The sequence below is a fragment of the Nocardioides lijunqiniae genome, from assembly GCF_015024225.1.
Taxonomy (GTDB): Bacteria; Actinomycetota; Actinomycetes; order Propionibacteriales; family Nocardioidaceae; genus Nocardioides; species Nocardioides lijunqiniae.
Genome location: NZ_JACJGM010000005.1, coordinates 84,304 through 102,376, shown reverse-complemented (window position 1 = coordinate 102,376; position 18,073 = coordinate 84,304). Strand labels below are relative to the sequence as shown.

The 18,073-nt window shown below is 72.4% G+C and carries 18 protein-coding genes; 8 read left to right on the top strand and 10 right to left on the bottom strand.

Annotation, left to right across the window (positions count from 1 at the left end; translation table 11 throughout):
• Window positions 1–8 precede the first annotated feature (8 nt).
• Complete coding sequence (gene dapA, locus IRQ30_RS04205) at window positions 9–914, bottom strand: 4-hydroxy-tetrahydrodipicolinate synthase (protein WP_193607776.1); 906 nt, start codon at window positions 912–914, stop codon at window positions 9–11.
• A 17-nt stretch (window positions 915–931) separates the two neighbouring features.
• Entirely contained in the window at window positions 932–1,861 is a 930-nt protein-coding gene (locus IRQ30_RS04200; protein WP_193611773.1) for an LLM class F420-dependent oxidoreductase, read from the bottom strand.
• Window positions 1,862–2,012: 151 nt separating this feature from the next.
• On the opposite strand from IRQ30_RS04200, the gene IRQ30_RS04195 reads away from it, so the two are divergent.
• Complete coding sequence (locus tag IRQ30_RS04195) at window positions 2,013–2,843, top strand: dihydrofolate reductase (protein ID WP_227466946.1); 831 nt, start codon at window positions 2,013–2,015, stop codon at window positions 2,841–2,843.
• A 29-nt stretch (window positions 2,844–2,872) separates the two neighbouring features.
• Here IRQ30_RS04195 and IRQ30_RS04190 read toward each other — a convergent pair whose 3' ends face one another.
• The 5 genes from IRQ30_RS04190 to gcvT form a co-directional block, all read right to left on the bottom strand.
• Window positions 2,873–3,667, bottom strand: a complete 795-nt coding sequence (locus IRQ30_RS04190) for a thymidylate synthase (RefSeq protein WP_193611771.1) — start codon at window positions 3,665–3,667, stop codon at window positions 2,873–2,875.
• A 26-nt stretch (window positions 3,668–3,693) separates the two neighbouring features.
• Window positions 3,694–4,515, bottom strand: a complete 822-nt coding sequence (locus tag IRQ30_RS04185) for a PhzF family phenazine biosynthesis protein (protein ID WP_193611770.1) — start codon at window positions 4,513–4,515, stop codon at window positions 3,694–3,696.
• Window positions 4,516–4,524: 9 nt separating this feature from the next.
• Window positions 4,525–6,021, bottom strand: a complete 1,497-nt coding sequence (locus IRQ30_RS04180; protein ID WP_193611769.1) for a hypothetical protein — start codon at window positions 6,019–6,021, stop codon at window positions 4,525–4,527.
• A gap of 90 nt (window positions 6,022–6,111) precedes the next feature.
• Window positions 6,112–6,369, bottom strand: coding sequence for a hypothetical protein (locus tag IRQ30_RS04175; protein WP_193611768.1), 258 nt, complete (start codon window positions 6,367–6,369; stop codon window positions 6,112–6,114).
• On the bottom strand, window positions 6,366–7,472 hold the full coding sequence (gene gcvT / locus IRQ30_RS04170) for a glycine cleavage system aminomethyltransferase GcvT (protein WP_193611767.1): 1,107 nt from the start codon (window positions 7,470–7,472) through the stop codon (window positions 6,366–6,368). Before gcvT ends, IRQ30_RS04175 begins: the two co-directional genes overlap by 4 nt.
• A 75-nt stretch (window positions 7,473–7,547) precedes the next feature.
• Here gcvT and IRQ30_RS04165 point away from each other — a divergent pair, with 75 nt between their 5' ends.
• A complete protein-coding gene (locus IRQ30_RS04165; protein ID WP_338089567.1) occupies window positions 7,548–9,050 on the top strand; it encodes a leucyl aminopeptidase in 1,503 nt (500 codons plus the stop codon).
• Window positions 9,051–9,056: 6 nt separating this feature from the next.
• Here the strand turns inward: IRQ30_RS04165 and IRQ30_RS04160 are convergent, their stop codons facing one another.
• Window positions 9,057–9,434: a hypothetical protein gene (locus IRQ30_RS04160; protein WP_227463779.1), complete on the bottom strand. Its 378-nt coding sequence runs from the start codon at window positions 9,432–9,434 to the stop codon at window positions 9,057–9,059.
• Between the two features lie 139 nt (window positions 9,435–9,573).
• On the opposite strand from IRQ30_RS04160, the gene lpdA reads away from it, so the two are divergent.
• The 3 genes from lpdA to IRQ30_RS04145 all read left to right on the top strand — a co-directional run bounded on the left by lpdA (window position 9,574) and on the right by IRQ30_RS04145 (window position 14,051).
• Entirely contained in the window at window positions 9,574–10,965 is a 1,392-nt protein-coding gene (gene lpdA, locus IRQ30_RS04155) for a dihydrolipoyl dehydrogenase (RefSeq protein WP_193611766.1), read from the top strand.
• Between the two features lie 30 nt (window positions 10,966–10,995).
• Window positions 10,996–12,882 (top strand): 2-oxoglutarate dehydrogenase, E2 component, dihydrolipoamide succinyltransferase, encoded by a 1,887-nt coding sequence (gene sucB / locus IRQ30_RS04150; RefSeq protein WP_193611765.1) that lies wholly within the window; start codon window positions 10,996–10,998, stop codon window positions 12,880–12,882.
• 269 nt (window positions 12,883–13,151) lie between these two features.
• The gene (locus IRQ30_RS04145; RefSeq protein ID WP_193611764.1) at window positions 13,152–14,051 is read left to right on the top strand and encodes a TIGR01777 family oxidoreductase; all 900 of its coding nucleotides are present in this window, start codon (window positions 13,152–13,154) and stop codon (window positions 14,049–14,051) included.
• On the opposite strand, the gene IRQ30_RS04140 is transcribed toward IRQ30_RS04145, so the two are convergent.
• On the bottom strand, window positions 14,037–14,561 hold the full coding sequence (locus IRQ30_RS04140) for a hypothetical protein (RefSeq protein WP_193611763.1): 525 nt from the start codon (window positions 14,559–14,561) through the stop codon (window positions 14,037–14,039). The two genes, IRQ30_RS04145 and IRQ30_RS04140, sit on opposite strands and share 15 nt — an antisense overlap.
• Window positions 14,562–14,625: 64 nt before the next feature.
• Here IRQ30_RS04140 and IRQ30_RS04135 point away from each other — a divergent pair, with 64 nt between their 5' ends.
• Window positions 14,626–15,507: an alpha/beta hydrolase-fold protein gene (locus IRQ30_RS04135; RefSeq protein ID WP_193611762.1), complete on the top strand. Its 882-nt coding sequence runs from the start codon at window positions 14,626–14,628 to the stop codon at window positions 15,505–15,507.
• 13 nt (window positions 15,508–15,520) lie between these two features.
• Here IRQ30_RS04135 and IRQ30_RS04130 read toward each other — a convergent pair whose 3' ends face one another.
• Window positions 15,521–16,132 carry a hypothetical protein gene (locus IRQ30_RS04130; RefSeq protein ID WP_193611761.1) on the bottom strand — a complete coding sequence of 204 codons (612 nt, stop codon included), beginning with the start codon at window positions 16,130–16,132 and terminating at the stop codon, window positions 15,521–15,523.
• A 132-nt stretch (window positions 16,133–16,264) separates the two neighbouring features.
• Here IRQ30_RS04130 and lipB point away from each other — a divergent pair, with 132 nt between their 5' ends.
• Both lipB and lipA read left to right on the top strand, forming a co-directional pair.
• Complete coding sequence (lipB, locus tag IRQ30_RS04125) at window positions 16,265–16,990, top strand: lipoyl(octanoyl) transferase LipB (RefSeq protein WP_193611760.1); 726 nt, start codon at window positions 16,265–16,267, stop codon at window positions 16,988–16,990.
• Window positions 16,991–17,071: 81 nt separating this feature from the next.
• Window positions 17,072–18,034, top strand: a complete 963-nt coding sequence (gene lipA, locus IRQ30_RS04120; RefSeq protein ID WP_193607792.1) for a lipoyl synthase — start codon at window positions 17,072–17,074, stop codon at window positions 18,032–18,034.
• The last annotated feature ends 39 nt before the right edge of the window (window positions 18,035–18,073 follow it).

Sequence of the window (18,073 nt, the reverse complement as noted above, 5' to 3'; positions counted from 1 at the left end):
CTGTCGGGTCAGAGGAGTCCGGAGGCGTCGAGACCCGCACGCAGCGCGGCGACCTCGTCGTCGTCGAGGGGCACCAGGGGCGCCCGGACGTTGCGGTTGTCGAGCACGCCCGCCAGCTGCAGCGCGGCCTTCGCCGTGGTGGCGCCGTAGTTGGCGACCCCCATCACCGCGTCGACCGCCGGCAGCATGCGCGTGTAGGCCTCCAGCGCGGCGGCGTGGTCACCGGCGAGGTAGGCGTCGACCATCTGCCGGATCTGCGGGCCGGCGACGTGCCCCAGGACCGAGACGACGCCGACGGCTCCGTGGGCGAGCCAGCCGAGCGTGGAGATGTCGTCGCCGGAGTAGACGGCGTAGCCCAGCTGGGTCAGGCGCACGCCGCGGGCGAAGTCGTTGTAGGCGTCCTTGACCGCGACCACGCTGTCCCACTCGATCGCGGCGGCGTAGGTCTCCAGCGCGATCGTCGTGCCGGTGCGGCTCGGGACGTCGTAGAGCATGACCGGGACGTCGCTGGACTCGACGACGCTGCGGAAGTGGTGCAGGACGCCGGCCTGGCTGGGCTTGTTGTAGTAGGGCGTGACCAGGAGCAGGCCGTCGGCGCCGATCTTCGCGGCCTGCTGGGCCAGCTCGACCGAGTGGGCGGTGGCGTTCGTGCCGACGCCCGCGATGACGACCGCCCGGTCGCCGACGGCGTCCTTGACCGCGGCGAGGATCTCGCCGTCCTCGGCGACCGAGGTGGTGGGCGACTCGCCGGTCGTGCCCGACACCACGACGCCGTCGTGGCCGTGGTCGACCAGGTGGGCCGCGATCCGGGCGGTGCCGTCGAGGTCGACGGAGCCGTCGTCGTGGAAGGCCGTGGCCATCGCCGTGAGGACCCGGCCGAACGGCGGCGGCGAGGCGGCGGGCGTCGTGGTCATGGGTTCGAGGATATCGGTCACACGCGCGGCATGACGTCAGCCGCCACCAGACGGAGGTGGTCGAGGTCGGCCAGGTCCAGCACCTGCAGGTAGAGCCGCTCGCTGCCCAGCGCGGCGTACCGCCCGATCTTGTCGACGACCTCCTCGGGCGTGCCGGCCAGGCCGTTCTCGCGCAGCTCCGCGACCTCGCGGCCGATGGACCGGGCGCGACGCTCCAGCTCGGCCTCGTCGGCGCCGACGCACAGGACGAGCGCGTTGGAGTAGACGAGGTCCTCGGGGTCGCGGCCGGCGGTCTCGCAGGCGGCGCGCACGCGTCCGAACTGTGCCGAGGTGGTCTCCTCGTCGACGAACGGCAGGTTGAACTCGTCGGCGTACGCCGCCGCCAGGGCCGGCGTCCGCTTCTTGCCCACGCCGCCGATCAGCACCGGCGGCTTCGTCTGGGTCGGCTTGGGCAGGCCCGGGGAGTCCGTCACCTGGTAGTGGCGGCCGTCGTGGCTGAAGGACCCGCTGCCGTCGGCCGGCGTCGCCCACAGGCCGGTGATGATCGCCAGCTGCTCCTCGAAGCGGTCGAAGCGCTCCCCCGTCGTGGGGAACGGGATGCCGTACTTCTCGTGCTCCGCCTCGAACCAGCCCGCCCCGATGCCGAGCTCGACGCGCCCGCCGCTCATCTGGTCGACGTTCGCGACGCTGATGGCGAGCGGTCCGGGGTGACGGAACGTCGCGCTGGTCATCATCGTGCCGAGCCTGATCGTGCTCGTGTCGCGCGCCAGGCCGGCGAGCGTGACCCACGCGTCGCTGGGTCCGGGCAGGCCGTCGCCGCCCATCGCGAGGTAGTGGTCGGAGCGGAAGAACGCGCCGAAGCCGAGCGCCTCGGCCTCCCGCGCGACCGCGAGCAGGTCGTCGTACGTGGCCCCCTGCTGGGGCTCGGTGAACACCCGAAGTTCCATGTACCTAGACTGCCAGCGACGAGACCAGGACGGCGTGTTGGGTCGTAAACTCCGAAGTGTCGCGTTCGCCTTGTGGACCTCAGACCAACACGGGCCACGCCCCGACCTCCTGTTTCGTTACAGTGCTCACCACATCGGAGGAGGTCACGGCTTGTCTGCACTGCTCGCTCGATCCAAGAGGATCGTCCTCATTGCGGCCGTGGCCCAAAACCGCGTAATCGGGCACGCCGGCGGCATCCCTTGGCGCCTTCCAGAGGACTTCGCACATTTCAAGCGTTCAACCCTCCACCAGACAGTTCTCATGGGACGCGCAACCTTTGATTCGATCGGCAGAGCCCTGCCAGATCGTGACACGATCGTGTTGACCCGAGATCAGTCGTGGAAAGCCCCAGGTGTGCGGGTCGCTCACACTCTGCAGGCCGCCGTAGACATGGCCGAGGAGTTATCCGGCGATCTCATGGTGGCTGGTGGTTCACACCTATACGCAGGCGCACTCCCAATCGCCCACATGCAAGTCATTTCAGAGATCAAGTTGCGCCCGACGGGCGACACCCTCTATCCGGAGTGGAACCAGCGGGGGTGGGTTCAGAGCCCACGAGAAGTACACGATGGATTCGACGTTGTCCGCTGGCTTCGGGCCTCCGAGCCTTCGGAACACCTCGTTGAGGAGCACTTGTTTTCTGTTAGGGAGCCCGACCTTTGGTGGGACCGCGATTGGTCGCTCCGCCTCACAGAGGCCCTGGAGCGACTCCGCTCAGAGTCCCGCGGGACGCGCGATGCCATGAACTGGGGCTTGATTTACGAAACGGCAATGCAAGCGATCATTGACGCCGCGAACTCAAATCCGCACCACGGCCGCCGAAGTGGTATTCGACAACGGGTGACTGTTAAGGAAAGGCTTTCGACTCAGGAGCTTGAAACGGTGCATAAGACGCTATTCAACTGGCCCGAAACTGCGCATTCGCCCACTTGGACAGGCTGAACTAACTCCCAGTAAGACACCCAAGCCGACTAGACGGCGATGGGCGCCTTGATGCCGGGGTGCGGGTCGTAGCCCTCCAGCGCGATGTGCTCGAGCTCGAAGGCGTCCAGGGCGCTCACCGAGCCGTCCAGGCGCAGCGTGGGCAGCGGTCGCGGGTCGCGGGTGAGCTGGAGACGCGCCTGGTCGAGGTGGTTGGAGTAGAGGTGGGCGTCGCCGAGGGTGTGGACGAAGTCGCCGACCTCGAGGCCGGTCACCTGCGCGACCATGTGCGTCAGCAGGGCGTACGACGCGATGTTGAACGGCACGCCGAGGAAGACGTCGGCGGAGCGCTGGTAGAGCTGGCAGGACAGGCGGCCACCCGCGACGTAGAACTGGAACATCGTGTGGCAGGGGGCCAGCGCCATCTGCGGGATGTCGGCGACGTTCCACGCCGACACGATGTGACGGCGGGAGTCGGGGTCGCGGCGGATCTGCTCGACGATGTGGGCGATCTGGTCGATGTGGTGGCCGTCGGGGGCGGGCCACGAGCGCCACTGGTAGCCGTAGACGGGGCCCAGGTCGCCGTCGGCGTCGGCCCACTCGTCCCAGATCGTGACGCCGCGGTCCTGGAGCCACTTCACGTTGGTGTCGCCGCGCAGGAACCACAGCAGCTCGGCGAACACCGACCGGGTGTGCACCTTCTTGGTGGTGACGAGCGGGAAGCCCTCGCTGAGGTCGAAGCGCATCTGGTGGCCGAAGACCGACCGGGTGCCGGTGCCGGTGCGGTCACCCTTCTCGACCCCGTCATCGAGGATCCGCTGGAGGAGGTCGAGGTACTGCTGCATGCCCCCAACCTACCGCCCGAAGCCGCTCAGATCCGGACCGTCCCGGTGACCGTCGTGAGGGTGTCGCCGCCCACCCACACCCCGTCGCGCCCGGACGTCACGTGCACCCGCCCGCGGCGCCCGACCGCCGTGCCCTGCGAGGCGACGTACGACGCCGGCAGCCGGTCCCCGGCCAGCCACTGCGCCAGGCCCGCGTTGAGGCTGCCGGTCACGGGGTCCTCGGGCACGCCCAGGCCGGGGCAGAACGCGCGCACCTCGACCGCCGGGTCGCCGTCGGGGTGGACGCCCACCACACCGATCTTGAGGCCGTCGAAGGCCGCCATGTCGGGCCGGCACGCCAGCACCGCCGCCGCGTCGGCCAGCAGCACGCCCACCCACCCCGGTCCGTTGTCGACCCACGCCGCGTCGACGACGTCGTCCTCCCGGATCCGGAGGGCGGCCGCGACGCGCGCGACGTCGACGGCGTCCACCGGGCCGGAGCGGGTCAGCGGGGGCGCCTCGAACGCGAGCCGCTCGCCGCGGCGCACCTGCACCAGGCCGGCACCGCACTCCTGCACCACCCGGTCGGACGCGCGCGACACCCCGCCGGCCTCCAGCCACGCGTGCGCGCTGCCGAGGGTGGGGTGCCCGGCGAACGGCAGCTCGCGACCGGGCGTGAAGATCCGCAGCCGGTAGTCGGCGGCCGGGTCCGTGGGGCTCAGCAGGAACGTCGTCTCCGACAGGTTGGTCCAGCGCGCGAAGCGCGCCATCTGCTCGTCGTCGAGGCCGTCGGCGTCGTGGACCACGGCGACCGGGTTGCCCAGCAGCGGCTCGGAGGAGAAGACGTCGACCTGACGGAACGCGCGCATGGGCCGACGCTACTGCTCGAGCACCCAGGACGCGCTCTTCGGGAAGGTGAGGTGCACGGTGCACGTGCTCTCCTCCCCCGGGTCCTCGAGCGGGCAGCTCACGAGCTGCAGGCTGCCGGCGTTGGACAGTCGCGGTCCGTCGGCGGGGTCGTCCTGCGCCAGCTCCACGAGGTACGTCGCCAGGCCGCGGCCGTCGAGCTTGGCGGCGTACACCTGCGCGCCGGGTGCCAGGCCGGTGGCGACCTCCCTCCCCGTGAACGCGTCGTAGAGACGGACCGGTCCGCCCGGTCCGCCCTGGCGCGTCAGCACGTGGGCACCGTCGGGAGCCACCTGGGCGCCGGTCCCCGGCACGCTCACGTCCAGCCCGGACTGCAGGTGCACCAGGTCCACGGTCTGCGGGTCGGCCTGGTGGGCGGCGGCGAAGCCCGCGACGTCCAGCAGCCCGTCCGGGCTGACCCGCGCGAGGGCGCTCCAGCTCTCGTCCTCCCACTCGAGGACGAAGGCCCCGTCGGGCCCGGCGACGTAGACGCGACCGTCGTCGATCGCGAGCACCCTGGTCGCCGCGGCCACCGGCACGCTCGTGACCACCTCGTCGGCGGCGAGGTCGTAGACCCGGAGCTCCGGCTCCCCCGCCACGTCGACCCACGCGACCAGCCCGTCGGGGGCCGAGGCCGCGAAGGCCCCGTCCGGCGCCTGCTCGCCGAGCCGGGTGCGGTCGCCGCCGCTGTCGACCAGCACGACCTCGCCCGAGCCGTCGGCGTAGACCGCACCCCTCGGGACCCTGGCGAAGCTCTGCAGGTCCTCGATCCTGAGGGCGACCACGTCGAGGCGCAGCGTGCCGTCGGCGTACCAGCCCACGGGGGCGGGGTTGTCACGTCGCTCCACCGCCACGTCGGACAGTCCCGGCGGCGGGCCGGGGCGGGTGGCCCACCACGTCCACCCACCCGCGACGACGGCGACCACGAGGGCGAGCACGCCGGCGCGGCGGGCGGTGCGGACCCGCCGCTCGCGGCGCTCGACGCGGTGCCGGGCGACGACGTCGTCGAACGAGAACGCCGGGAGCGGCACCGCGGACGCCGCGCGGGCCAGGGGCTCGCGGAGGTCGTCCGGGCCGCGGGCCGCGTCCCCGAGCACCGCCTCCACCTGGTCCGGAGCCAGGTCGGTGGCGGCGTCGAGCACGGCCGCCGCCCGCTCCTGATCGGGGAGCCGCTCGAGCCGGCGCCGAAGCGCCGGCCAGTCGGGATCGTCCGGCGCCAGGTCGTGGTCCGCTGCGGCGTCCGGCGCCTCGTCCCGCTCCCGGCTCCGCGCCTCCAGCAGGACGCGGAAGGCGTGGCTGTCGAGGTCGCCGAGCTCGTCGCGGTGCCGCCAGTCGTCGCGGAGCCGCGCCACCGCCCCCTCCGCGACGTACGCCGCACGGTGCGGCGCGACGCCCAGCAGCACCAGGGTCCGGATCATCGACGGCCACCGGGCGGCGGCGTACGCCGCGAGGTCGCCGTCGTCGCGCATCCGCTACCGCCTTCCGTCCACGGGCAACCCTGTCACCGAGGTGTTCGGAGTCACTGCCCTCACGGATCGCGAGGGCGTCCCGCGCAGGGGTCAGGCGTGCAGCGACATCGGCCCGTAGACCTGGCGGTCGTGCTCGAAGAGCGTGACCGCGTCGACGCCCTCGGCGGCCAGGTCGGTCCAGATCTCGCCGACCCACGACTCGGCGTCGGCCTGGCTGGCGAAGCGCTGGTCGGCGTGGTCGCCGGAGACGGTGACGACCTCGCCGGCGGCGTTCTCGAGGCGCCAGGTCCAGGGGCGTTCCGCGGGCGTCGGCTGGCGGAACGTGGAGGGCAGCTCGGGCAGGCTCATGACTCCCTCACCGAGGTGTCGACGAACGGCGGCTTGGTGAGCTGGAAGATCTCGCGGCGTCCGCGCACGTCGACGCCCACCTCGGCCTCGGGGTGGATCTCGGCGGGCAGCAGCGCGAGGCCGATGCCCTTCTTCAGCGTCGGGGAGAACGTGCCGGAGGTGATCTCGCCCAGCAGCACGTCGGCGGTCAGGCTGACCATCATGTGCGGGCGCGGGATGGCGCGACCGGTGGCGACCAGGCCGCGCAGGATGCGCTTCGGTCCGGCGGCCTTCTCGGCGAGCAGTACCTCGCGCCCCCAGAAGGCCTCCTTCTTCCAGCCGACCGCCCAGCCGAGGCGCGCCTCGTTGGGGGTGACGTCGAGGGAGATCTCCTGGCCGTGGAGCGGATAGCCCATCTCGGTGCGCAGCGTGTCGCGAGCGCCCAGGCCGCAGGCGAGCATGTCGTGGGCCGCGCCGGCCGCGAGCAGCGCGTCCCACAGGGACTCGGCCACCGAGTTGGCGGCGATCAGCTCGTAGCCGCGCTCGCCGGTGTAGCCGGTGCGGCACACGACGACGCCGACGCCCTCGAACTCCGCCTCGGTGAAGCTCATGTAGTCGTGGCCCACGGGGAGCCCGACGGCCGCGAGCACCTCGTCGGACCTCGTGCCCTGCACCGCGAGCACGACGTAGTCGCGGTGGTGGTCGGTCACGGTCACGCCCTCGGGCGCCTCGGCGGCCAGGCGGCGCACGACCTCGGCGGTGTTGGCGGCGTTGGGGACGAGCAGGACGTGCTCGTCGTCGCGGTAGTAGGCGATCAGGTCGTCGACCACGCCGCCGGTCGCGTCGTCGCAGCACAGCGTGTACTGCGCCTGCCCCGGACCGATCTTGGCGAGGTCGTTGGTCAGGGTGCGGTTGACGTACGCCGCCGCGCCCGGCCCGCTCACCATGGCCTTGCCGAGGTGGCTGACGTCGAAGACGCCCACGGAGGTGCGCACCGCGGTGTGCTCCTTCACGACGCCGGAGGAGTACTCCAGCGGCATCGACCAGCCGCCGAACTCGGCGAACTTCGCCCCGAGGGCGACGTGGCGGTCGTGGAGCGGGGAGTGCAGCAGTTCCTCGGCCATGGCGCGAACCTACCTCAGCGCCGAGGGCCGCCCCGGCGGGGCGGGGCGCCACCGCGCGCCGGTTAGTCTGCCTCGGTGACCACGTCCTACACGCTGCGCAGCGCCAGCCCCGCCAAGTCCCGAGCCGACGCGGTCGTCGTGGGGGTCCTGTCCACCGCGAAGGGCCCGCAGCTGGCGCCCGGCGGCGAGGACGTCGCCAAGGCCTACGGCCGCAAGCTGGCCCCGCTGCTGGCCACGCTCGGCGTGAAGGGCAAGGCCGGCGAGCTGGTGAAGCTGCCGACCGGCGGGGCGATCAGCGCGCCGGTGCTGCTGCTCGCCGGACTCGGCGACGACGTCACCGCCGACTCCGTGCGCCGGGCCGCCGGGGGCGCCGCCCGCGCGGTGAGCAACGCCGCCTCGGTGGCGCTCGCGCTGCCCGCCGACTCCCCCGTGCTGGTCCGCTCCGTCACCGAGGGCTACCAGCTGGGCGCCTACACGTTCACGACGTACAAGAAGCAGACCGAGGACGACGCCCCCGGTGACGTCGTGCTGCTCACGCCCAACGCGCGTCGCAAGGAGACCGTCACCGCCTTCGAGGAGGCGCAGGTCGTCGTCCGGGCCGTCGTGCAGACCCGCGACTGGGTCAACACCCCTCCCGGCGACCTGACGCCGCCCGCCTTCGCGGACGCCGCCGTGGCGTCCGGCAAGGAGTGGGGCAAGGGCCGCGGCGCCCCCAAGGTCTCCGTCACGGTGCTCGACGAGAAGCGCCTGGCCGAGCTCGGCTGCGGCGGCATCCTCGGCGTCGGCCAGGGCTCGTCCGCCCCGCCGCGCCTGGTCGAGCTCACCTACTCCCCGAAGAAGCCGGTGTGCCACCTCGCACTCGTCGGCAAGGGCATCACCTTCGACTCCGGCGGCCTCACCATCAAGCCCGCGCAGAGCATGCACGAGATGAAGAGCGACATGTCCGGCGCCGCCGCGGTCATCCAGGCGACGTACGCGATCGCCGCGCTCGGCCTGCCGATCAAGGTCAGCACCTTCGCCGCCATGGCCGAGAACATGGTGTCCGGGACCTCCATGCGCCCCGGCGACGTGATCACGCAGTACGGCGGCACGACCGTCGAGGTGCTCAACACCGACGCCGAGGGGCGGCTCGTCCTGGCCGACGCGCTGGTGCGCGCGACCGAGGTGAAGCCCGACATCGTGCTCGACGTCGCCACCCTGACCGGCCACATGGTGCTGGCGCTCGGCGACCGCGTCGCGGGCGTCATGGGCAGCGACGACATCGTGCGCGACGTCATCGCCGCCTCCGAGGTCGCGGGCGAGGACCACTGGCCGATGCCGTTCCCCGACGGGATGGTCGAGCGGGTCCGGGCCAGCAAGATCGCCGACCTCTCCCAGCACGACTGGGTGCGCTGGGGCGGCGGGCTGTTCGCCGGCACCTTCCTGCGCGAGTTCACCGCGGGTCTGCCGTGGGCCCACCTCGACATCGCCGGCACCGCCTTCAACTCCGGCGGCCCCCGCGGTCACGTCAGCGCCGGCGGCACCGGCTGGGGCGTCGCCACCCTCGTCGACTACGCCCGGGCACTCTCCGAGCGCTGACCCGACCTACAGCCCGCGCTCCTTGCGCAGCTGCTTCTGGCGGCTGTTGTAGTCGCGCATCCGCTGCGGGATGCCGACCACGGCGGCGTCGTAGGACGGCACCTGGTGCCGGTTGGCGAAGTCGTGGGCCCACTGGACCGACGGCACGCGCCGGCGGGTCCACTCGCCGTCGTGGGCGACCAGCAGCAGCGTCACGTCGCTGACCGCCGTGCGGGGCTCGACGAAGCCCTCGACACCGCGTCGCGCCCCGACGAACTCGTGCAGGTGCTGCTCGTCGACCTTGTCGGAGGCGCGCACCGTCGTGGAGCCCGTGCGGGCAGCGTCCTTGCCGGGTCGACGCATGCGCGTGCCCGTCCCCCGCCGGAAGCGGTCCAGAAAACCCATGGGGCCAGTCTGCCCTCCCGACGGTCATCGTGCGCGCAGGACGTGATCGTCGGACCTGTCGCCCGGGGTCACGAGGCCGGTGTTGTGACCTCGGCCGGAAGTGCAAGGATGGGGCGACATCACTGGCGGAGGGACTGGCGTGACACAGGCGGACTTCGACGTTCTCATCCTCGGGGCGGGATCGGGCGGCTACGCCTGCGCGCTGCGCGCCTCCCAGCTCGGCCTCACCGTCGGGCTGGTCGAGAAGGGCAAGCTCGGCGGTACCTGCCTGCACGTCGGCTGCATCCCCACCAAGGCCCTGCTGCACGCGGCCGAGGTCGCCGACTCGGCGCGCGACTCCGAGCAGTTCGGCGTCCGCGCCACGCTCGACGGCGTCGACATGGCCGGCGTCAACTCCTACAAGGACGGCGTCGTCTCCCGGCTCTTCAAGGGCCTCACCGGCCTGATCTCCTCGCGCGGCATCACCGTGATCGAGGGCGAGGGCCGGGTCACCGGCGACCGGCAGGTCACCGTCGGCGACCGCGTCGTCACCGGCAAGCACCTCGTGCTGGCGTCCGGCTCCTACGCCAAGTCCCTGCCCGGCCTCGACATCGACGGTGAGCGCGTCATCACCTCCGAGCACGCGCTGCGCCTCGAGCAGGTGCCGGCCTCGGTGATCGTGCTCGGCGGTGGCGTCATCGGGTGCGAGTTCGCGAGCGTCTGGAAGAGCTTCGGCGCCGAGGTCACGATCATCGAGGCACTGCCGCGCCTCGTGGCCGCCGAGGACGAGGCGTCCTCCAAGGCTCTCGAGCGGGCCTTCCGCAAGCGCAAGATCGCCTTCCGCACCGGCACGCCGTTCCAGAGCGTCACGACCACCGAAGACGGCGTCGCCGTCACCGTGGAGAGCGCCGATGGTGAGCAGAGCGTCATCGAGGCCGAGCTGCTGCTCGTCGCGGTCGGCCGCGGCCCGAGCACGTCGGGCCTGGGCTACGAGGAGATCGGTGTCGCAATGGACCGCGGCTTCGTCCTCGCGGACGAGCGCTGCCGCACCAACGTCGAGGGTGTCTACGCCGTCGGTGACATCGTGCCCGGCCTCCAGCTCGCGCACCGCGGCTTCCAGCAGGGCATCTTCGTCGCCGAGGACATCGCCGGGCTCGACCCGACGCCCATCGACGAGCTCGGCATCCCGCGCGTGACCTACAGCCACCCGGAGATCGCCTCGGTCGGGCTCGCCGAGACCGCCGCCGCCGAGAAGTACGGCGCCGACGGCATCGAGACGCTCACCTACGACCTCGGCGGCAACGGCAAGAGCCAGATCCTCAAGACCCAGGGCTTCGTCAAGCTCATCCGCCAGAAGGACGGCCCCGTCGTGGGCGTCCACCTCGTCGGCGACCGTGTCGGCGAGCTCATCGGCGAGGCCCAGCTGATCTACAGCTGGGAGGCTCACGCCGAGGACGTCGCGCCCCTGGTGCACGCCCACCCCACCCAGAACGAGGCTCTCGGAGAGGCGCACCTCGCCCTCGCCGGCAAGCCCCTGCACGCCCACTCCTGATCCCCCACCTCGAGCTCACGAAGGAACTCCATGGCTACCGAAGTCAACCTCCCGGCACTCGGCGAGTCCGTCACCGAGGGCACCGTCACCCGCTGGCTCAAGCAGGTCGGTGACACCGTCGCCGTCGACGAGCCGTTGCTGGAGGTCTCCACCGACAAGGTCGACACCGAGATCCCATCCCCGGTCGCGGGCACGCTGCTCGAGATCAAGGCCGAGGAGGACGACACCGTCGAGGTCGGCGCGATCCTCGCCGTCATCGGCGACGAGGGTGAGTCCGCCGGCGACGCCACCGAGTCCGCCGAGCCCGAGGCCCAGCCGAAGGACGAGGAGGAGGCGGCCAAGAAGGAGCAGCAGGAGGCCGAGCTCGCCGAGGAGAAGTCCGAGCCCGAGCCCGCGCAGGAGGAGGAGCCCGAGCCCGAGCAGCCGGCCGCGTCCTCCGACAGCGGCTCCGGCGGTGGAGGCGGCGGCGGTACGTCGGTCACCCTGCCCGCGCTGGGCGAGTCCGTCACCGAGGGCACCGTCACCCGCTGGCTGAAGCAGGTCGGCGACGAGGTCGCCGTCGACGAGCCGCTGCTGGAGGTCTCCACCGACAAGGTCGACACCGAGATCCCCTCGCCCGTCGCCGGCACCCTGCTGGAGATCAAGGCCGAGGAGGACGAGACGGTCGAGGTCGGCGCCGAGCTGGCCGTCATCGGGTCCGCCGACGACGCCCCCGCCCAGGCCGAGCCGGAGGCGCGGCCCAAGGACGAGGAGCAGGCCGAGAAGAAGGAGCAGCAGGAGGCCGAGCTCGCCGAGGAGAAGTCCGAGCCGGAGCCCGAGCCCGAGAAGAAGCCCGAGCCCGCCCAGGACCCGCAGGCCGAGCAGGAGCCCGAGGAGAAGGGCAAGCCCGAGCTGGAGGAGGAGACGACTCCCGCCAAGGAGACCGCCCCCGCCCCGAGCGCCCAGTCTCCGACCACCGGCGAGGGCGACCCGAAGCCGTCCTCCGACAGCTCCGGCTACGTCACGCCACTCGTGCGCAAGCTCGCCACCCAGCACGACGTCGACCTGTCGTCGGTGACCGGCACCGGTGTGGGCGGACGCATCCGCAAGCAGGACGTGCTCGACGCGGCCGCCAAGGCCAAGGAGGCCCCGGCCGCCGCACCCGCGGCTGCCGCAGCCCCGTCGGCTCCCGCTGCCCCGTCGGCGCCCAGCACCACCCCGTCGCCGCTGCGTGGCACGACCGAGAAGATCAGCCGGCTGCGCAAGATCATCGCCGAGCGGATGCTCGACTCGCTGCACTCCGGGGCCCAGCTCACGCAGGTCATCGAGGTCGACGTCACCCGGATCGCCCGCCTGCGCGACGCGTCCAAGGCCGACTTCCTCGCCCGCGAGGGCGTGAAGCTGTCGTACCTGCCGTTCTTCGCCAAGGCCGCCATCGACGCGCTGAAGCAGCACCCCAAGCTCAACGCGACGATCGACACCGACGCCGGCACGATCACCTACTACGACCGCGAGAACCTCGCGTTCGCGGTGGACACCGAGAAGGGCCTGATCACCCCCGTCGTCAAGGACGCCGGCGACCTCTCGATCGCCGGTCTGGCCAAGAAGATCGCCGACGTGGCCGAGCGCACCCGCACCAACAAGATCGGTCCCGACGAGCTCGGCGGCGGCACGTTCACGATCACCAACCTCGGCAGCGTCGGGGCCCTGTGGGACACCCCGATCATCAACAAGCCGCAGGTCGCCATCCTCGGCCCGGGCGCGGTCGTCAAGCGTCCGGTCGTCATCGACGACGCCGATCTCGGCGAGACGATCGCCGTGCGCTACATGGTCTACCTCGCGCTGACCTACGACCACCGCCTGGTCGACGGCGCGGACGCGGGACGCTTCCTGCAGGACGTGAAGAAGCGTCTCGAGGCCGGTCAGTTCGAGGTCTGAGCACCGCACCGAGGCCCCGCACGAGCTCGCTCGTGCGGGGCCTCGGTGTGTCGTGGGCCTCACCGGTAGCCGGGGAGTTTCACCGGGTACCCGGTGAAACTCACGCTTCCGTCAGGAAGCTTCGTACGGGAAGCGTGAGTTTCGGCCGGGCAGTGTGACGCCTGGGACGGATCGCGTCGTGCGGCTCCGCCTTGCCACCGCGGCCACCGTGGCCGCCGCGGGGTCACCGCACGGGCACCGCGTGGGGCACCGCCTGGCAGGCTGGGTGCATGGCCTCCCTGTCGATCGTCCTCGCCGGGGGCTCCGGCTTCCTCGGCACCCACCTGCGCGAGGAGCTGGTCCATCGGGGCCACACCGTCACCTCCCTCGTACGGCGTGAGCCGGCGGGCAGCGACGAGTCGCGGTGGGACCCCTACGCCGGCGTCCTCGACCAGTCGCTCGTCTCCTCGGCCGACGTGGTCGTCAACCTCGCCGGCTCCCCCACCGCCGGCAACCCCCACTCGAAGACGTGGGCGCGCGAGCTGCGGGAGAGCCGGGTGACGACCACCCGGGTCCTGGCCACCGCGGTGGCCGCGGCCGCGCGCCCCCCGGCGTTCCTCGCGGGCAACGGCATCTCCTACTACGGCGACCACGGCGACCAGGTCCTGACCGAGGCCTCCGACAGCCGCGGCCACGCGCTGCTGACGCAGGTCACCCGTGAGTGGCAGGAGGCGGCCGACCCGGCGGTGACGGCCGGTGCCCGCGTCTGCATCCTGCGCACGTCTCCGGTGATGGACCGCCGCGGCGCGCCGCTCAAGCAGCTGCGACTCCTCTTCAAGGCCGGCCTCGGGGCGCGCCTCGGTGACGGGCGCCAGCACATGGCGATGGTCTCGCTGCGCGACTGGGTCGGCGGGGTGGTGCACCTCGCCGAGCACCCGACGGCCTCCGGCCCGTTCAACCTGTGCTGCGCGCAGACGCCCACGAACGGCGAGTTCACGCAGGCGCTGGCCCGGGCGGTCCGCCGCCCGGCGTTCGTCTTCGCCCCGAGGCCGCTCCTCAACCTCGCCGGCGGCGAGATGGCCCCGGAGATCCTGGGCTCGCTCAACGTGCGACCCGCCGCGCTCGAGCAGTCCGGCTACGAGGTGCGTGACCGGGACGTGCACGCCGTCCTCGCCTCAGGGCTGCGCTGACGGCTGCGCTGACGGCGCCACGGCGGCCACCTGCGCGACGAGCCAGTCGCCGCGGACCAGGCGCAACGTCACCCGCCGCGTCGCCACCCCGCCGCGCGGGAGCCGCCACGACCGCGCGCCGTCCGACGCCGAGGCGTGCGCCAGCCGCTCGGTGACCTCCATGGTCAACCGGTCGGGCTCGCGCCCGACGACGCGTCCGGACAGCACCTGCACGTCCAGGGCGGCCACCGTCAGCCCGCGCTCGACGTAGCGCCTCAGCATCGTCACGTCGCGCACGCCGGCCACCGAGCCGGCGACGTAGAGACGGCGCAGCGCGGCGACGTCACCGCCGGCCCACGCCGCCGCACGTCGCTCGTCCCAGGCCTGCAGCACCGCCACCGGCGACTCCTGCGCGGCCGCCGGCGGAGGCCCGGTCGACCGCTCGGCGGTCGGCGCCGACGAGCAGGCGCTCGCCAGCAGGAGGACCAGCAACCAGACCGTCATCACCGGCGTCACAGGACGTGCGTTCATCCCTTGCTCCTACCCCGATCGCGGACCTCCTCGGCGGTTGTCCACAGGCTGCGAGGATCGGCTCGTGCTGAGCCGACGCGGAGTCCTGCTGGGTGCCGCCGCGGTGACGACGGTGGGCGTGGCCGGCACGGCCGGAGTCGTCGAGGGCGTCCTGCCCGGCCGGCCCGCCCTCCAGGCCGCGCTCGGCCTGAACGGCGAGCCCGGACGCGTGCCCGACATCGCGCCGGGGCCGGTCGAGACCGGCTCGTTCGTCTCCGAGCGGCGCGGCGCCCGCACCGGATGGGTGCTGCTGCGCCCGCCCGGCGCCGAGGGTGCCCGCCTGCCGGTCGTGGTGGCCCTGCACGGACTGGGGTGGAGGCTCGATGCCTTCCAGCCCGGCGGCGTGGGGATCCCGCAGTTCCTCGCCGCGGCGGTGGCAGACGGCGTCCCGCCGTTCGTCGTCGTCGCGCCCGAGGGCGGGCGCTCCTACTGGCACCCACGACCCGACGGGGAGGACGCGGGCGCGATGGTGACCGACGAGCTCCTGCCCCTGCTCGGTCGCCGCGACGACCTCGACGTCGCCCGGATCGGACTCCTCGGCTGGTCGATGGGCGGGTACGGCGCGCTCCGGCTGGCCGGGCTGCTGGGGCCCGGGCGCGCACCGGTCGTGGCGGTCGGCTCGCCGGCGCTCTGGTCCGATGCCTCGTCCGCGAGCCGCTCCGGCTTCGAGGACGAGGCGGAGTACCGCGAGTTCACCGTCACCGGCCGCCAGGAGGACCTGGCCGGCACCGCCGTGCGCATCGACTGCGGCACCGGCGACCCGTTCTACCGCGACGTCGAGGACTACGTGGACGGCTTCCCCTCCGACGCGGAGGTGACCGCGACGTTCGAGCCGGGCGCCCACGACCGGGCCTACTGGCGCCGGGTGCTCCCGGACCAGCTGGCCTTCCTCGGCTCCCGCCTCTGAGCGACCTGGTCCCTCAGTCGCCCTGCGTGTAGGCGTAGGTGCCGTAGAAGAAGGTGTCCCCCGACGAGACGGGACCCCACACCACGCTGAAGCCCAGACGGTTGCGGTAGGCGACCTCGTGGGTCAGGGGGCCGAACACGGGGTTGACCGCACCCTGGGGGTAGACGCAGAGGAAGCCGTTGGGGGCCGTGGGAGCGCCGGCCACGCCCGTGCACTCCGTCTCCGCGGCCGCTCCGTCGATCCGGACCTGGAGGGGCCCTGTCGTTCCGGGGATGGGGAAGCTCGCCCAGGTCCGGAGGTCTCCTCCGGCGGCTGCGACCTCGGTGTCCATGCCGACCACCCCGGTCACCGTCTCCCCGATCCTCAGGGTGGTGAGCGCCGAGCGCCCGGGCGCGCCCTGCGCGCCGGTCGCGCCGCGGGGCAGCTGACCGGCCTTGAAGTCCCTGCGCAGCAGGGAGCCGTTCTTGACGTCCCCCGACCGCACCGCGTCGGGCGCGATCGCCCGGCTGGTGACGGAGTTCTTGGGCAGCGCGGCCACGGCGTACGACGTGCCGCCCATCGCCACGGTGAGGGCGACGAGGGCGACGGCGTTGCTCCGGACCCACCGCAGGCTGGTCGTGATCATGGGGGGTCTCCTTCCGAGCGGAGCGGGGTGCCCCACTGCTCGCGAAACCTACGAGCGGACGTCCGGCCGCGATAGGGCCGGCGCCGAAGCGGGCGCGGTGTCTAGACCGCGGGCCCCGAGTAGCATCGAGACGTGAGTGAGCTCCGCTTCGAGCAGGTCGGCCTCGGCGCCGACGCCCTGGACTACCTCGCGGCCTGGGAGCTGCAGCGCGACGTGCACGCCCGCGTGTCCGACGACGAGCAGCCCGGGACCGTCCTGCTGCTCGAGCACCCGCCCGTCTACACCGCCGGCAAGCGCACCGAGCCGCACGAGCGGCCGGCCGACGCCGGTGGCGCCGACGTGGTCGACGTCGACCGCGGGGGCAAGATCACCTTCCACGGTCCCGGCCAGCTCGTGGGCTACCCCATCGTGCGGCTGCCCGACCACGTGAAGGTCGTCGACTACGTCCGCCGCGTCGAGGAGGCGCTGATCCAGGTGTGCGCCGACCTCGGCGTCGTGACCGCACGGGTCCCGGGTCGCAGCGGCGTCTGGCTGCGCGCCGACGACCACGGCCCCGAGCGCAAGGTGGCCGCCCTCGGCATCCGCGTGAGCCGCGGCGTCACGATGCACGGGTTCAGCCTCAACTGCGACGTCGACCTCGCCTGGTACGACCGCTTCGTGCCCTGCGGGATCGCCGACGCGGGCGTCACGACGCTCTCGCAGGAGCTCGGCCGCCGGGTCGGTGTCGAGGAGGTGCTGCCCTCGGTCGAGCGCCACCTGCGCGACCTGCTCGCCTGGGGTCCGTACACCCCGACGCCCGACTACGACGCGCGTCCCGAGCCCGGTCGCGCCCCTCGCATCGAGCTCGTCACCCCCTGACGGCCGCGCCACGGCAGCCGCCTGCGACCACCGGGTGAGCCGAGTTGGGTGGCCCCCTGGCCCGGCGTACAGTTGACCGACGTGACCACCGCTCCCGCCCCTGAGGGCCGCAAGCTGCTCCGCCTCGAGGTCCGCAACGCCGAGACCCCGATCGAGCGGAAGCCGGAGTGGATCAAGACCCGGGCCAAGATGGGCCCGGAGTACAAGCACCTGCAGAGCCTCGTGAAGTCCGAGGGCCTGCACACGGTCTGCCAGGAGGCGGGCTGCCCCAACATCTTCGAGTGCTGGGAGGACCGCGAGGCGACGTTCCTCATCGGCGGCGACCAGTGCACGCGCCGCTGCGACTTCTGCCAGATCGACACCGGCAAGCCGCAGCCCCTCGACCGTGACGAGCCGCGCCGCGTGGCCGAGTCGGTGCAGAAGATGGAGCTGCGTTACGCCACCATCACCGGCGTCGCGCGCGACGACCTCGAGGACGGCGGCGCCTGGCTGTACGCCGAGACCGTGCGCGCCATCCACGACCTCAACCCCGGCACCGGCGTCGAGAACCTGATCCCCGACTTCAACGGCAAGCCGGACCTCCTGCGCGAGGTGTTCGAGTCGCGCCCCGAGGTGCTGGCCCACAACGTCGAGACCGTGCCGCGGATCTTCAAGCGGATCCGTCCGGCGTTCCGCTACGACCGCTCGCTCGATGTCATCACCCAGGCCCGCGACTTCGGCCTGGTCACCAAGTCCAACCTGATCCTCGGCATGGGCGAGACCCGCGAGGAGGTCTCGCAGGCGCTGCGCGACCTGCACGGCGCGGGCTGCGAGCTCATCACGATCACCCAGTACCTCCGCCCCTCGCTGCGCCACCACCCGGTCGAGCGCTGGGTCAAGCCTGAGGAGTTCGTGGAGCTGCGTGACGAGGCCGACGAGATCGGGTTCTCCGGAGTCCTCTCGGGTCCGCTGGTCCGTTCGTCGTACCGCGCCGGTCGGCTGTACCGTCAGGCGATGGACGCCCGCGAGGGCACCACCAGCACGGTCTCCACCGCCACCGCCTGACTCCGCACCCACCGCGGGTCGGCCCGAACGAGTAAGGCA